Here is a 15,029-nt window from a genome sequence, read left to right on the forward strand (position 1 = left end):
ACGGGGTTTAGGGCTCTGCAGCGATCAGCTGCGCCAGTCCGCGAGCATGAGGTTGGCAAAGCCTGTCGCCATGGTGTCGCCGCGCCAGCTGAGGGTGCCGCCCATGGCTTGCAGCACATCGCGGTACGTCTCGTGCAGCGGGAGCGCGACCTCTGTCACGAGAGATTCCGAGAAGGCCGCCCGCATCTCGTACCGACCACGCACGACCACGAGCCGCGGTGGCGCGAAGACTATTGTCGCTGTCCCATCGGCAGCGATCGTCGGCAGGCGCTGCGTCAGCGTCGCCAGGCCCGCCGCGTCGGTCGCGTCGAGGATTGCAACCACACGCCCTGCGGTGTTCGGTGCGCTCGCCAGTTCTGCAACCGTCCATCCCTCGACCGCGGCTTCCGCCAGTTCCCGAGGCACGACGAGCAGGCCGCTGCCGCCAGGCAGCGGACGCTCGGCGGCCTCCAAAAGGAAGCGCACGTCCCGCAGAATGCCCGGTGTGCCCAGCGCGGCATCGTCATCCCCAGCCATCGGGTCATGCCTCAGCACGCTCAGGCCGAGCTGCTGAAGAACGTCCCTCACAATCCCAGCGCCAACTCGGCGGGACGCGGTTCTCGCGACGAAGTAGAGACCCGCCCAGCGGAGCCGATCCCAGAGATCCGGATCCGAGTAAAGGCGCTCCACCGCTCGCGCAAATCCGGCCGGGTCGTCCGCGATCAGGACCTCCTTGCCGTCGACCAGACCGATGCCTTCGGCGCCGATGCTTGTGGTCACGACCGGCAGGCCGTGTGCCATGGCGGTGAGGATCTTGCCCTTAACGCCGGCGCCATAGCGGAGCGGAACGACCATCACGCGAGCGGAGTGCAGAACTGGCGAGATGTTCTCAACGAACCCGACCACGCGAACGTTGCGGGAGGCGATGCGATTGAATCTCGGTGGCGGATTGCTGCCGACCGCGTGGAAGACGAGATCCGGCATCCTCTGCAGCATGTCGGGCAAGATATCCGCGGTGAAATACTCAACCGCATCCACATTCGGGTGGTGGCCATAACCACCAAGAAACGCGAGGTCGGTGCGATCCTCGAAGCGCTTCCCGGGCCCACGTGCGTCATAGACCCACGGAAAGGTCACGACCTTTGCACCAGGCGCCAGGGCCGCAAGAACCTCCTTCTCGTGATGGGAGTGGACGATCGTCAGGTCGGTCGCGTTAACGATGCCAATCTCTCTCGCCCGTGTCGTCGCCGACGGAACACCGGCAGCTGCATTTCCCCTCAGCGCGGCTTCGCGCTCTTCGCGCAGGAAATGCAGGTCCGCGACATGGAAAATGATCTTGGCACCCGGCGCACGCTTCCGGACTAAATCGAGGTACGCCGATGCGGTTCTCTCTCTGAGGATGACGACTGCGTCGTATATATTCCCGCGCTGCTCCAGCAATTCGTCGACCGATTTGAACCAAGGATACAGCACGGATTCAATGCCCAGACCCGAAAGCAGGTCGGTATAATCCGGCATGTAGGTGAAGTTCGAACACGGCACAAAGGTGATCTTGTAGCCGGCGTTGCGTAGCTCCCGCATCATTTCCAAAGTCGCGAGCGATCCGGCGTCCTTGTCCGGCTCCGGCGTTATCTGATCGATGACCAGAATCTGTCCGAGGCGCGCGCGATCCGCGGCTCGCTCCGGCTCCTCGCCGTTCCTGCCCTGGCCGCTCAGGACCGGTGCCCAGCGCCGGGCGAGCTTGGTCAGGTTGATGGGCTGATGCTGCTTCGCACCACGGGTGATGTCAGTACCGGATGACACCCCTTCGAGATGGATGACCTCCGAGAGCGGCTGGTAGATCACGGCGAGGCCGAGCGCGCGCACTTTGAAGGCGAGATCTGCATCCTCCCCATAGGCGGGGGCGAACATCGCGTCGAAGCCGCGGAGCACGGTCATGAGCGCGCGCGGAACCATGAGCGATGCACCCGAGCAGTAGTCGGCATGCCGCGCATAACAGAATTTTGGCGCTCCAGGATCACCGTCGCGGCCCCAATTCCAGGCGGAGAAATCGTCCCAGACGATCGCGCCGGCTTCCTGCAATCGGTCGCACGAAAACATCAACTTGGAGCCGGCCAGGCCCACATTCGGGTGCATCTCGAAGGTATTGACCAGCGCAGATAGCCAGGCCGGCTGCACGATCGTGTCGTTGTTCAGGAAGCAGAGATAGGTATGTCGAGCTGCGGCGGCCCCCGCATTGCACGCACCGACGAAGCCGATATTGGCGGCATTTCGAATATAGACGATGTCCTCACGGGCAGTCAGTGTCTCCGCCGTCGCATCCGTCGACCCGTCATCAACGACGATGATCTCGTATTCTAGTTCCGCCGAATGGCGATGCACTGCGTCGAGGCACCGCAGGGTGTGCTCGATATGGTTGTGCACTGGTATGATGATCGAGACGCTGCGCCCGGGCATGATGTCGGGCGCGCCGCTGGCCGCGCGGGACAGAGCAAGGTAGCGATCACTGCGGATGCGCGGCTGGTTTGTCGGCGTGCCGGAGGCGTGACGGCCGGCCGGCGCAGGCGCGACACCAAGCCAGGGCAGGACACGGCGCCCAATCCAGAACTTCAGCGTAGCCCGATGCTGGGGCGGCAGCGGAAGAGCATGGAATCCAAGCTTGCCCATTCGAAGCACGAAATTCCGGCTCCTGCGCGTGGTGGTCGACAGTCCACTGCGCAGTTGCGGAGCGAGAACCGCGGCGCGGTTCTGCGCGGCCGCGGTGAGATTCCGACGCGCGCGGCGGAGACGCCCGCGCAGGCCGACCGCAGAGACGGCAAAAGGACTGCGCCCTAGGGACTGGTCACCGCCCAGCGCATCGATCCTCGCCTGCATGGCATCGAGAACCTGCTGCCCCACGGTTCGCACCTCGGTCAGCTCAGCGTTGAGACGCTGGATCTCCGCCATGGCCCGCTCACGATCCGACAGGATCTCGGCATTCAGCCGATCGATCTCGCTCTTGGCCACGCCGCGGTCCATCGCAACGAGCGCATTCAGGCGGTCGATTTCGGTAGAGCTGCGTCCACGATCGTTCGCCAGTAGCGCTTCGAGACGCTGAATTTCCCGACCTCGCCGCTGAAGCTCGGCCTCGCCTTCCGCCATCCGGCGTTCTGCCAGCGCTCGCTCCCGCTCGCGTTCAAGCTCCCGCTGACTGGCCGCCTCGAAGCGCTGGACCAACTCCGCCGTGCGGCGGCGCTCTCCGAGAAGTTCGGCCATGTGCCGCGCCGTGGTGACCTCGAGCGCGGCGGCGCTATGCCGGGCGGCAATTCGGGCGGCGAAGCCTTCCCCTAGTGCTTCGAACAGCTTCGCTTCCGGTCCTTCCGCGCCGAGCAGATCCAGAAGCTTCCGGAATGCGGGAGGGGCTTGCGCGCCGACACACAGAACTCCGAGCCCATGGCCATGAGAGAAATTATAGGACGGGCGCCCGGCGCTGATCTCCGCCCAAAAGCGATGCACGCCGAAATCGGCGCGCGTCACCATCGTGTCGTGGAACAGCACCACGGCCCGCTCTGACAGGCGCCCTGCCCAGCATTCGAAATCGGCGCGCACCGCCTCGTAGGTGTGCAGCCCGTCGATATGAAGGAGGTCGATCGAGCCAGGTGCGAACTCTTCCACGGCTTCGTCGAAGCGCCGCCGGATCAGAACCGAAGCGGGTTCATGTCGGTGATGGCGCGCACGCAGTTCCGCCAGCACCCCCTCGCCGTCGTAGGTCCCGGCATGGGGATCGCCCTCCCAGCTGTCGATCCCGAAGGCGCACCCGCGTACCTCGAACCGCTCCATCGCGCGCACGAAGCTGAGATAGGAATCGCCCTTGTGAACGCCGAGCTCGACGAACAGGGATGGTCGCAAGAAGTCCACCATCGTGTAAGCGAAGGGGATATGGCCGTGCCAGCTCGGGACATCGGAAACCTGGTCCGCATCGGCGACCGAGGCGGCAGCGACGGCGCGCATGAACAGATCGCCGGCGTCCGTGTTGCTGGTCATTGCGGCACTCCCGGTGATCGCTTCAGCTGATGCAGCAGCGGCGCATTGGTTGTCCGAGCTTGGGGACGCGGCGCAAACACCGGTAGTCTCCGCCTCGCGGAAGCGCCGGTGCGCCCGCCATCAGCGGCGCTCTCGACCGTGCGGGCGAAGCGGCGGGGCCGATCGGCAGACGATGCCCCGGCTGCGGGTGTACCGGACCAGCGATCGCGACATCCCGCATCTGCGCACGTTCGATTCTCTGCAGTCCTGCAATTCGGAGGGTCCAGGCTAGGCCGTGCGTCGAAACGATGCCAGACTTTGACCGATGAGACGGTGAATAAGCGACCATCCATGGGCTGTCCAGCGGGCCGCTGCCGGAATCGCTGAGGCTGTGAATGAGTGGAGAGGAGGATCGCTGGCTGACCCATCAGCGGAAGCTGTTGACGGAGTCCTCGGCGGAGATGCGCATGACAAACCCCGGCCCAAGCGCCTCGCCAACACGCCTCTACACTGATCTGCTGATCCGCTGCATCGCGAACACCATCTACCGGGACGCGCCGCAGGATCCCTGGTCTGGGAGCAGCTATTCGGACACCGTCCGGGCCGAGGGCCGCGACTGGCCGTCGCGCGCCCACTCTATGATCGGCGTGAAGCGACTCGAGAATCTACGATGGGCGGTCGAGACGGTGATCCGCGAGGCCATCCCCGGCGACCTGATCGAGGCCGGCGTCTGGCGCGGTGGCGCCTGCATCCTGATGCGCGGGCTGCTCGCCGCACACGGGGAGGCCACACGGCAAGTGATCGTCGCGGATTCGTTCGAGGGACTGCCCTGCCCTGACCCCACCAGATTTCCGCAGGATACTGGCGACACGCATCATCAGTTCAGCGAGCTCGCTATTCCGGTCGATGAGGTGAAGGAGCACTTTGCGGCGTACGGCCTTCTCGACGCGCAGGTGAAGTTCCTCAAAGGCTGGTTCCGGGACACCCTCCCCACGCTCAGGGGCCGGCGCTTCGCCCTCGTTCGACTTGATGGCGACATGTACCAGTCAACGATGGAATCACTGGAGAACCTCTATGATCGCCTGTCGCCCGGTGGGTTCCTCATCGTGGACGATTACGGTGCCATCCCGGCCTGCAAAGCAGCGGTCGACGATTTCCGCGCAGCGCGCTGCATTGCGGAGCCGCTGCAATGGGTGGACTGGACGGGCGTGTGGTGGCGCCGGCCACGCGACGGCGCCTGATGACGTCCGGGCGTTGCGCGGCAGCCATGGCGGATAGCCACTTCGGCGCAACAGCGCTGCCCCCGGACGTGATCAGGACGCTGCAGCAGGGGATCATGAACTGGTCGTACCGCGGGCGCCCGACCTGGAAAAGCCCCATCGACCTCGCCCTCTACACGGACCTGCTCTGGGAATTGCGGCCCCGTACCATCCTCGAATTCGGGTCCAACCGTGGTGGAAGCGCTCTGTGGTTCGCGGATATGATGACGACTTATGGCGTCACCGACGGCCGTGTCTTCTCGCTCGACATCCATCCGGTCGACGATCTCGAGGATCCGCGAATTGTATTTGGGCATTGCGATGTGGCGCGCCCCCAAGATGCCCTCAGCATCGCGGATCTACGGAATCTTCCGAAGCCGCTGCTGGTGATTGATGACGCATCGCATGTCATGGAGCACGTCCTCTCCGTCCTGCGCTTTGTCGACAAGGCCCTGGTGGCAGGCGACTATCTGATCGTCGAGGACGGGATACTCACCCATCTGGGCTCGGATGAGCACTATCGCGGCGGGCCGTTGGCGGCCCTGCAGATCTTCCTCGCGGAATCTGGCATGCGCTACGCTGTCGATCGGGCGCGCTGCGACGCCTTCGGTCGCAATGTCACCTGGAACCCCGAGGGCTATCTACGCTGCATCAGGGATTGAGGAGCACTCCGAATGGAGTCAGCGGACCGCATGGAACAGGCATTGCGGATCGCCGAGGTAGCCAAGGTCCCATGACCAATACAGATGGCAGGCAGCCTCGGAGAAACCCGCCATGCGCATCGCGTCCAGGATGTCCCAGCCGAAATGCCGGAAGCAGAGGATCCCACCCTCCCGCAGCGGATCGCCATGATATTCGGGCTCCGCCAGATGCTCGACCTCCCCGGCCGCGTCGATCCTCGCGCGCACCAGCGTCTCACTGAGGTCCATCCGGAACGGGAAGGAGGCGGTCAGATGCCCGCCGGGCCTCAGCACGCGGCGCAGTTCCCGCAGCCCGGCTCGATAGTCATGAACATGCTCCAGCACCTCGAAACACCCGACGAGGTCGAAGATTCCGTCGCTGAAGCTCAGCGCCGTGACGTCCTCATGGCGCAGGCCGCCGACATTGTGACCACCTGGCGGTGTGCCGTCGCGAAGGAACTCGCTGCCGACGAGGCAGTCCGAGCGTTGCCGCATCGCCGCGTAGAAGGGCGTTGCCTGCTCGGTCAGGTAGATGAGGCTGCTGCGCTGCAGGCCGGCTCTGGCCTGCATGAAGTGCAGCGCGGCGCGTAGGCGATTGTTCAGTCCGCAGCGATCGCACACGAGGCGTTCGCGCCAGTTCGGTTCCTGGCGCCCATCGGGATGCGAGAACGCGGCGTGCCAGTCGCAGGTGAACCTGGCCCTATCACCGCAGAACGCACAGAAGCCCCAATAGTGAATGGCGTGCCCGGACTGCGCGAGATCGAGCTGGCGCTGCTGCCGGACGAGAAAAGTCTCAGCTAACGGCGCTGCCATGGCGCGGAATGCCGCTTCCGAAGCGAGCCGCACGGATTCGAACCCGACGCTCATAGGGAGCGTCTGCCGGACGGATGCCAAGCCCGCCCCGGTGCCGCGGCGCAGACTGCGGCCCGCAGCGTAGCGCCCGCAGCGATCGCCCATGCGCTATCGCTCCGCCTTGCGCTGCCCATCCTCCGCTCGATGCTCCTGGCTGGTTGATGCTGCTGCACAATGCGGCGTCACCCCAGGCTTGTCACTGGTCGTGCGGCTCCAACCAACCGGCTTTGGCCCACCATGCGCTATCGCTGTGGGCGGAAGCAGCCTTCCTCCAGCTACGGCGCCGCGATCCACGCGATGGCGCATGCAGGGCTTTCCGCTGAGCAGACGTCCGGCGGCTTCTCTGCTCCGCATCTCCTGATCATTGCGGGACGTGCGGACGCCTGCCGCGAACGCCATCTGCCGGCGCCCCGCTCGTGAGCGTCTGACATCTCTCCACCATCGCTATGGCTGCTGAGCGCAGCATGCCGCATTCTGCGCGCGACGCCTTCAGCCAGTGGTCGAATGTCCTTAGGTTTCGCTTGCCTCGACCCGTCCGGTTCGTGCCCCGGCGAGGTTCCGAGAGAGCGAGATCGAACCCGCCAAGGGAGCCTCGCCTTGCCAGTGCCGACCAACGCCTTCCTCGACCGCATAGCCGCATGGTGATGTGGCGATCCATCGAGCGGGCCGGTTGGGGCGGTGTCGCTGCCGAACGGATGGAGGCGGCTCGACCCGAGCGTATAGCCGCGCTGTTGGCGACCTTGCGGGAGCCAGGTGCGCGCGGATTGCTCGCGGTCGGCGCGGGTTGCAGCTATGGCGATGCCGGCCTCAACGGCGGCGGTCGGGTCCTACTCACCGAGCGTCTCGATCGGATCCTGGAATTCGACGCGCAGACCGGTCTCATGGTCGCCGAGCCCGGGGTTTCCGTGGCCGATGTCATCGCGCACTTTCTCCCGCAGGGCTGGTGCCTTCCCGTCGTGCCCGGCACCGGCAGCGTCAGCCTTGGCGGTGCGGTGGCAAGCGACGTGCATGGCAAGAACCAGCATCGCGTCGGCAACTTCGGCGACCACGTTGCCTGGCTGGATCTTCTCGACGCCGACGGCAACGTCAGGCGCCTCGGGCCTGGTCAGCAGGGGGCGCTCTTCGCCGCCACGATCGGCGGGATGGGGATGACCGGCGTTATCACGCGCATTGCCATCTTCCTGCAACGCATCCCGTCGAGCACGATGATGGTGCTCCGGGAAAAGGTCGCAAGCCTCGACGCCCTTATCGCATGCCTGGCGGAAAGGTCTTCCCGCTCGGAGTTCTCCGTTGCCTGGATCGACGGGCAAGCCGCCGACCCGGCGCTCGGCCGTGGGGTCGTCGAGAGCGCGGACTGGAGTGATGAGGATGCCCCTCCGCAGCCTGTCTCGCCATTTCGGGTTCCATTCACCCCACCCGCCTCCCTCGTCGTGCCACTCGTGATGCGGCGCTTCAATCATCGCTATTGGCATGCGGTCCCTGACCGGCGAGCCGCGGTCCCTCGCCGGGCACAGGCTTTCTTCTTCCCTCTCGATCGCGTCGTTGGATGGAACCGTCTGTACGGACCGCGCGGCTTCCTGCAGTTCCAGTGCGTGGTCCGCGACGCCGCGGCGCTGGCACCCATGCTCCGGGCCTGCAGAGCGATCAGCCCGACGCTTGTCGTACTGAAGGCGATGCAAGGCACAGGCCGGGGCCTGATGTCCTTCGGCATCACGGGCTGGAGCCTCGCGATGGATTTTCCGGCGGGGCCGGACACCATGGCATTGCTGCAGCGGCTGCATGCCCAGACGGCCGAGGCCGATGGACAGATCTATTTGGCCAAGGATATCGCCATGACCGCAGAGAATCTGCCGCGAATGTATCGCAAGCTGGACAGGTTCCGCGGCGCCCTCCGCGACGTGGACCCAAGGCTCTCTTGGCAGAGCAGCCTGTTCCGCAGACTGAAGCTGTTCCCATGAGGCAGGCTGAGACTTGGGTGATCCTTGGCGCATCGTCGGGGGTTGGCCGCGCGCTGGCCAGAGAAGTCGCTGCCCGGCTGTCCGCCAAGATCATCCTGGCAGGCCGCGATCTTCACGACCTGGAAGACACCGCGACCGATCTCCGCATCCGGCACGGTGTCGATGCGGAGGTGATTGGCTTCGACGCGGCAGCACCCGACACCCACGCCGAATTCGCGGCACGCACGACGCGGCGGGCAGAAGGCCTGATCACGGTATGCTTCCTGAGCGCGATCATGCCAGCGCAGGACGCGGTTGAGGTGCAGCCGACGCTGGCGGCAGAGATGGTGATGGTCAATCTCGCTGGAGCCATGGTCGTCCTCCTGCATCTCGCAAACGCTCTCGAGAAACGGCGCGGGGGCCGAGTGGTCGTCGTCGGGTCGGTCGCCGGGGATCGCGGCCGGCGCAAGAACTTCGCCTATGGTGCGAGCAAGGCAGGGCTGCACGCCTTCACGGAAGGGTTGGCGGCGAGGCTGCGACCGCAAGGCATCCTGGTCACCCTCATCAAGCCGGGACCACTCGACACGAGCATGACCTGGGGCTTACCCGAAAGTGGATTAGCTCTGGATCCGCGCCGCGCCGCGGGAGCCATCCTGCGCGCGACGCTCCGGGGGCGCGGCACCGCCTATGTCCCAGCCATCTGGGGGCCGATCATGACCGCTATCCGGATGATTCCAGCCGCGATCTTCAGGCGGCTAAGGTTTTGAGTACAGCGCCTCCAATGCGACGCGGCTCACGGCTCGACGGAAAGCCGGAGCCGCAGCCAGACCCGCCGATTTCCGCATCTGCCGAGACACGCCGAGGCCCGATCTTCTCGCGGCTGGACCTTGCAGCCGCAGGCGGCCTCGTCCTCGCCGTCATGGCGGCCCTCGCACTCTTGCTGGGCGACCTCTTTCCCTTGACGGAGTTTCGCGATTGGAGCCCCGCACTGATCGAAGGTTGGGTGGGAACCGATGCGGCAGGGCTACTTTGGCAGGGCTTTACCCGACAGATCGCCTACGCGCGCACCCTCCCGCTCGCCTATGCGGCGGCGGCGAACGGGACCTGCGGGCCGGCGCCGCTGTGCCTCAACCTCGCCGTCTCCCTGCCGGTCGCACTGAGCGCTGGCTTATTCTATCTTCTGGCCCGCCGGCTTGGCGCCCATGCCTTCCTCGCCGGCATCGGCGTGGTGTTCTGGCTACTGTCCGCGCCAGTCGCCCAGGCCTTGACTTGGCAGGCGACGATCCTCGACCGGATGGCACTGCTATTTATCCTGGCAAGCATCCTCGTCTATCTGCGCTTCACGGCAACGCCGCTCGGCAAGACGCAGCTCGTCATGTGCAACCTCGCAGTGGGCGCTCTGACCGCGGCCGCCCTGATGTCCAAAGAGGTTGCATTTCCCTTGCCGGCCATTCTGTTGCTGTTCGGGCTGGCCGAGACTGGTCACCGTGCCGCGCGACTACGCCGCCTGTCCGCGCTCGGGCTGCCGCTGGCCTATGGACTGTTTGTCGCGGTCACGTACCTCCGTGACTATATGAGTATAGCTCCGGCCTGGGCGGACCACACGCTCGGCGGCGATATCGTGGCCAATGCCATCTCCTTCGCATCGAGCCTCGTGCCCGTGGCAGATCGGCCAGGCAAGGCGCTGATCGTGGGGCTGCTGATGCTCGCCGCATTCGGCATCTGCTATGGTTGGGTGGTGCGCGGGCCGCGCACGACCGGAGAGCATAGCGCCCAGGCCCGGGCGGCCGCGGTGCTGCTTCTCGCCGGGCTCGCGCTTGCAGTGCCGGCGTTGCGCACCCGCTTTGCCTGGCCGTTCTACTTCTACGCGTCACATGCCGTCCTCACGTTGAGCTATGTCGTCCTTGCCAGCGCGGTGGCGAAGCGATTGCCGGGCCGCGGCTGGGAATGGCCGGCCCTTGCGGGGGCGGCGATGGCGCTGCTCCTCATGGCAGGGCTTTTCCTGACCAATGGCATCGCCGTCTATAGAGGTGGGCTCATCGCATCCGACAATTTTCGCCACGCGCTGGCGCGGTTACGCGCGCTGACGCCGACGGGGAGCGATGTCGTGGTCGCCGTGCTCACGCCGGCGGCCTTCCCGCCGCACATGTTCGTTGATGGAAGCCTTCGCGGTCTCTGGCGGTACATCGCGCCGGACACAGCCGCGGGGATCCATTCCGAGAACCGCGTTTCGCTGATCTTTGGCCTCGCGTGTCCCGACACGCCGTGGCGCTACTGCCTCCGCTTCGATCAGATGATGAACCTGACGGAGCTCAGAGCCACGCCTGAGCCGGCAGGACAACGAGATTAGCCAGACGCCGGATCTGTCCTTGCCTTGAGAACGGCGCGAAGCCTGAGTCGCTGAAACGGCACCTGATCGCTGCGGTCGGAGCCTGCACCTCGGCGACAGCGTCGACGTCGAATTTGCCACCTGGCAGCAGAAAAGCCGCGCGGAGCTCGTTTGCCAGTGGCGGGAAAACCTCCAGCCCGGCCGGGGCGAGCGCGGCCCTAGCAGTCCATCTCGCGTCAGCGCCGCCGCAAGCAGCCCCGCCAGGGCGCCGGAAAACACCTTGCGGGCTTTCGCAGCGGGCCGCTCCACGATAAGCCCCGACGGTCCCTATCAGGGGGTCTATATACATGCCGCCGCGCTGGCAGCGCTGGCTCCCCTTCGACATGGAAAAACCCACGGTCGCGGAGCTGGCACGCACGGAAACGCGCGAGGTGCTGGACAGCAGCTGGGTTTTCGAGCGGGCTGCGGCCGACGAGGGCGGCGGCGTCATCTGGAGGCTTGTGAATGGCTACGTCAGGGTCGGGTACGGAGCGCGCTTCCACGCATCCCAAACCCGCCTGCCATAGAATCGCCGCCGAGCCGATGAGGCCCGCGTCCCCCCTCAAACGCGCGGCTGCTCCATCCTCGCGATGAACACCAAGAGCAGCTCCTCACTCGGCGCATCACGTCATGCCATCGCCTTCGAGACCAGCCCCCACGGCTCGTCCAGATAGTCGTGTGCAGTTCAGCCAACCATGCCGAATCGAGGTGTCCATGAGGATCGCGCTCTTCCGCAGGAGACCTCTCACGAAGGCCGGCAGGTTCATGGCGATGACCCCGGCTCAGACTTGGCAGATGCGTGCCCAGTCAGTCGCAATCGCGGTCGCGCTGTACTTCGCCCTCCGGCCGGTAACGTGGATCGATTATCTCTGGCCGTATGGCGTCGTGTTGTTCGTATTCTATTGGGCCAATCGGCTGCTCTGGAGGCTTTACGCCATCTGGAAGAACGGCAAGCTCGTGGGGCTGCACCTCTACGTCGCGGGGAAGCGAGCACCTGCCGCCCCACAGCAGCCAGAGGATTGAAGCGCCTCCGGAAAACCCGATGCCTCCCAAGCTTCCAGTGAGTTGAAACGGAGCTGCCGGCCAGGAATGGAAACCACCCTGTTCCGAATCAGCCAATACGGTCACGATTGGGCTTGTCGAAGGGGAGCAGCACTGTTGCGGGAGCCGGCGCTGCACCTTTGACCACGATCTCGGAGCCCCACTCATCGTCGGCCGGCGAACCGCTCTATCGCAATTGGCAATATCGCAACCTGCCATAGACACGGGCCATATATCCCGGATCGGTTAGAAGAAGGGGGCTTGGTCGCCATCGACCAGGCGAAGCCGCTGCACCAGCGGCCCCGGGAGTAGTCATGGCCGTACCGAGCGGCGGTCTCGTTTAGCGCGCCGCCGGCTGATCGACGTCCTGGGCCCAGGGCGACGAGACCGTCATCCCGCAAGAGCTGGCCCGGCGCAGCGGAGCAGCAGCCATCGCTCAGGACGAGGCTGTGGGTGACGAAGTAGGCTCCGATCTGCTCGGCAGGCATCGGCCTGCCGGTGTGATAGCCCTGGATCTCCTGGCAGCCCTGGTCACGCAGCAGCGCCTCCTCATGCGCAGCCTCAACGCCTTCGGCATTGGAGCGGATGCCGAGCGAATGGCAGAGCGCCAGGACCGCGCTGACAATCGCCGCCGCGTCTTCCCCCTTCGCCAGCTCATGTACGAAGGACCGGTCGATCTTGATCTTGTCGAAGCGGAACTTCAGCAGATAACCGAGGCTCGAATAGCCGGTGCCGAAATCGTCCATCGCCAGCGAGACGCCGAGCGCCCGCAGCCTGCCGAGGGTGACGAGCGTCTCATCCGTGTCGGTCAGCAGGATGCCTTCGGTCACCTCCAGCTCCAGGCGCCCGGGCTCGAGCCCGGACGCCAGCAAGGCCTGCTGCACGCGTTCCACGAAAGCCGCCTCGCGGAACTGGATTGGGGAGACATTCACCGCGACCCGCAGCGGGGCCGGCCATTCCGTCGCCTGGCTGCAGGCTTGGCGCAGCACCCAGTCCCCGATCGGGATGATGAGCCCGGTCTCCTCGGCAAGCGGGATGAACGCCTCCGGCAGGACGTCGCCCCGCGTCTCGTGGCGCCAGCGTATCAGCGTTCAGGACGCGCCGGCGGCCCTTCTCGTACGGCCAGACCTAAGCAGGCGGCACGGCCGGTGTGTTTCTCCGTGCACCATTACTCCCCAGCTGGTTTGAGAATGAGCCTTCCACCGTGAAGCCAGCGCATCTGGCCGCGCGCTGGATAGCGCGCCTGATGCTGGGTTCGGATGGTGTCGAGCTGGAAGGGCATGCCCTGCAGCATCAGGGTGGCGCCACGGGCGTCGTAGACGAGGCACCGGACCCGGGTCAGCCCACCGCCCTCAAATCCCCTCGGCGCAGGGCTCATGCCAAGACGCATATGCGGCGAGGATCGCTTTGCAGGTCGCCGCGGCAGGGGCCGCGGACGCGCCATGGCCGCCCTTGTGGCTTCGCGCGCTGGAGGTTTGGCCATACGTTCAACGGCCGCTCTGGGTCGGCCGGCCGCGTGACCAGATAGCCGAATAGCCGATTGGGATCGCGACCTGCGGATCCTCGAGCGCGGCGACCAGGACGCGAAGGGAGCGCCAGCCGAGGCGGCGGACGGGCCATGCGCAGATCTTGTTAGTCTGCCGCGCCGGGAGAAGGGATCGCAGCCGCTGCACGATCGAAGCGGGCGGCGAGCTGGGGCAAGAGTTCCAGCAGGTCCTTCACCTCGGCCAGGACGTGGCGGGTCGTCAGCGTGATCGCTACGGCGACTGCCGTCCCCGGGGCGGCAACGATTTCTGCCCCTCTCACGGCAGCCGCCTTGGCGGGCGGCTGAGCATGATCGTATTGAAGCCGAGCGAATGGGCGATGCTCCACAGCCATTCCTCCGCCCCCGCCTCAGAACCGAACGTCCTGACCCCGTGCTTGGTATCTTCACCATCCACGCCCTGCTTCCGGATTACGAAGGAAGCTCGCCACGATCCCGGCTCGGGTTCCTCAATGCTGGCCTCGAAGCTGGTATCGTCGCTCGCTGCGAACAGGGGTTCCTTGGCCACGGCCATCTCCATTCACGTACAGCGCGGCTTCGAAGCCTTCGAGGCAGCGCCTCGCGGCCGGCGCAGTCGGTCAGATCAGGCGTCCGAAACCCACGAGCCCCGAGCAAAGTTGCTACTCGGCCATGTGCCGTCCGGCACGGCTGACGCGACGCTGGAGGCACTGGTGAGGCACGAGCCGACATCTGCCGTATTCGGCGCGATGCTGAGCGACATCGGTCCGACGCCCATCACGCTCGATCACGTGCTCCACAAGCCAATATCCCCGCGAAGCCTCGCCCAGCGGCGGTTCGAGCCACGCCGCCTGCGGGCGATCGTAACCCGTGTTGTGCCCGTCCTGCGCTGGCTTGAGCGAATTGTCCGGCCGCGCTGGACCACACCGTTCCAGACGACGAAGCGCGTGGTCGGGGCCGCAGTCGCTCTTCTTGCACTGGCTTTGCTGGTGCCGGTGCCGCTCAGCAACTTGGTACCGGCAGTCGCTATGGGCTTGGTCGCAATCGCCTACGTGGAAGAAGACGGTTTGCTGCTGAGCGTCGCACTCATGATCGTGGCCGTTCTGCTCGCAACGGGCGGACTCCTCCTGTGGGAGGCCGCCAGCACGACTGGCTGGATCGAAAGCGCGTTTTAGTTGCCTCGCCCCGTTCCGGCTAACATCGCGCAGCCGCCTCCGCCCCAGGCAGGCGTCCTCTAAGCGTGCTCGCCCTTGGCGCTCGCCAAAGTAGTCCACTGCCTATTGCGCGTTTGAGACGGCAGTGAAGATTGCGAGTTGTCGCCCTTCAGCGCGCTTAGCCAATCGGCAATGTAGCGCGCATGATCCGGGCGAGGCTCCAAAGCGAGGCGGAGATCGGTCGAGACGAAGGCCG

General features: G+C 65.5%; 12 protein-coding genes and 1 pseudogene. 8 read left to right on the plus strand and 5 right to left on the minus strand.

All coding sequences use genetic code 11. The annotated features are described in order from the left end of the window. Positions 1 to 24 precede the first annotated feature (24 nt). Complete coding sequence (locus GXW71_RS22660; protein WP_211854963.1) at positions 25 to 4,002, minus strand: glycosyltransferase; 3,978 nt, start codon at positions 4,000 to 4,002, stop codon at positions 25 to 27. A 374-nt stretch (positions 4,003 to 4,376) separates the two neighbouring features. On the opposite strand from GXW71_RS22660, the gene GXW71_RS22665 reads away from it, so the two are divergent. Then, a complete protein-coding gene (locus GXW71_RS22665; RefSeq protein WP_211854964.1) occupies positions 4,377 to 5,222 on the plus strand; it encodes a TylF/MycF family methyltransferase in 846 nt (281 codons plus the stop codon). After that, on the plus strand, positions 5,171 to 5,902 hold the full coding sequence (locus GXW71_RS22670; RefSeq protein ID WP_211854965.1) for a CmcI family methyltransferase: 732 nt from the start codon (positions 5,171 to 5,173) through the stop codon (positions 5,900 to 5,902). The genes GXW71_RS22665 and GXW71_RS22670 overlap by 52 nt, the downstream gene beginning before the upstream one ends. Before the next feature lie 18 nt (positions 5,903 to 5,920). On the opposite strand, the gene GXW71_RS22675 is transcribed toward GXW71_RS22670, so the two are convergent. Beyond that, complete coding sequence (locus GXW71_RS22675; protein ID WP_246526794.1) at positions 5,921 to 6,787, minus strand: class I SAM-dependent methyltransferase; 867 nt, start codon at positions 6,785 to 6,787, stop codon at positions 5,921 to 5,923. A 623-nt stretch (positions 6,788 to 7,410) separates the two neighbouring features. Here GXW71_RS22675 and GXW71_RS22680 point away from each other — a divergent pair. From GXW71_RS22680 to GXW71_RS22700, 5 genes are all read left to right on the plus strand, one after another. Further along, a complete protein-coding gene (locus GXW71_RS22680; protein WP_211854966.1) occupies positions 7,411 to 8,730 on the plus strand; it encodes an FAD-binding oxidoreductase in 1,320 nt (439 codons plus the stop codon). Continuing rightward, positions 8,727 to 9,476 (plus strand): SDR family NAD(P)-dependent oxidoreductase, encoded by a 750-nt coding sequence (locus GXW71_RS22685; RefSeq protein ID WP_211854967.1) that lies wholly within the window; start codon positions 8,727 to 8,729, stop codon positions 9,474 to 9,476. The genes GXW71_RS22680 and GXW71_RS22685 overlap by 4 nt, the downstream gene beginning before the upstream one ends. A gap of 152 nt (positions 9,477 to 9,628) precedes the next feature. Then, a complete protein-coding gene (locus tag GXW71_RS22690) occupies positions 9,629 to 11,059 on the plus strand; it encodes a hypothetical protein (RefSeq protein ID WP_211854968.1) in 1,431 nt (476 codons plus the stop codon). 326 nt (positions 11,060 to 11,385) lie between these two features. After that, positions 11,386 to 11,604, plus strand: a complete 219-nt coding sequence (locus tag GXW71_RS22695) for a hypothetical protein (RefSeq protein WP_211854969.1) — start codon at positions 11,386 to 11,388, stop codon at positions 11,602 to 11,604. Between the two features lie 187 nt (positions 11,605 to 11,791). Beyond that, on the plus strand, positions 11,792 to 12,100 hold the full coding sequence (locus GXW71_RS22700) for a hypothetical protein (RefSeq protein ID WP_211854970.1): 309 nt from the start codon (positions 11,792 to 11,794) through the stop codon (positions 12,098 to 12,100). Positions 12,101 to 12,282: 182 nt separating this feature from the next. On the opposite strand, the gene GXW71_RS22705 is transcribed toward GXW71_RS22700, so the two are convergent. Together GXW71_RS22705 and GXW71_RS22710 are read right to left on the minus strand one after the other, a co-directional pair. Beyond that, entirely contained in the window at positions 12,283 to 13,206 is a 924-nt protein-coding gene (locus GXW71_RS22705) for a putative bifunctional diguanylate cyclase/phosphodiesterase (protein ID WP_211855009.1), read from the minus strand. A 714-nt stretch (positions 13,207 to 13,920) separates the two neighbouring features. Beyond that, a complete protein-coding gene (locus GXW71_RS22710) occupies positions 13,921 to 14,169 on the minus strand; it encodes a hypothetical protein (RefSeq protein ID WP_211854971.1) in 249 nt (82 codons plus the stop codon). On the opposite strand from GXW71_RS22710, the gene GXW71_RS22715 reads away from it, so the two are divergent. After that, positions 14,162 to 14,794, plus strand: coding sequence for an exopolysaccharide biosynthesis protein (locus GXW71_RS22715; RefSeq protein ID WP_246526795.1), 633 nt, complete (start codon positions 14,162 to 14,164; stop codon positions 14,792 to 14,794). The two genes, GXW71_RS22710 and GXW71_RS22715, sit on opposite strands and share 8 nt — an antisense overlap. A gap of 59 nt (positions 14,795 to 14,853) precedes the next feature. Here GXW71_RS22715 and GXW71_RS35515 read toward each other — a convergent pair. Further along, positions 14,854 to 15,024 (minus strand): annotated as a pseudogene (locus tag GXW71_RS35515) (hypothetical protein); the annotation flags it as partial. Positions 15,025 to 15,029 lie beyond the last annotated feature (5 nt).

Origin of the sequence: Plastoroseomonas hellenica, assembly GCF_018129085.1 — a bacterium.
Classification (GTDB): domain Bacteria; phylum Pseudomonadota; class Alphaproteobacteria; order Acetobacterales; family Acetobacteraceae; genus Plastoroseomonas; species Plastoroseomonas hellenica.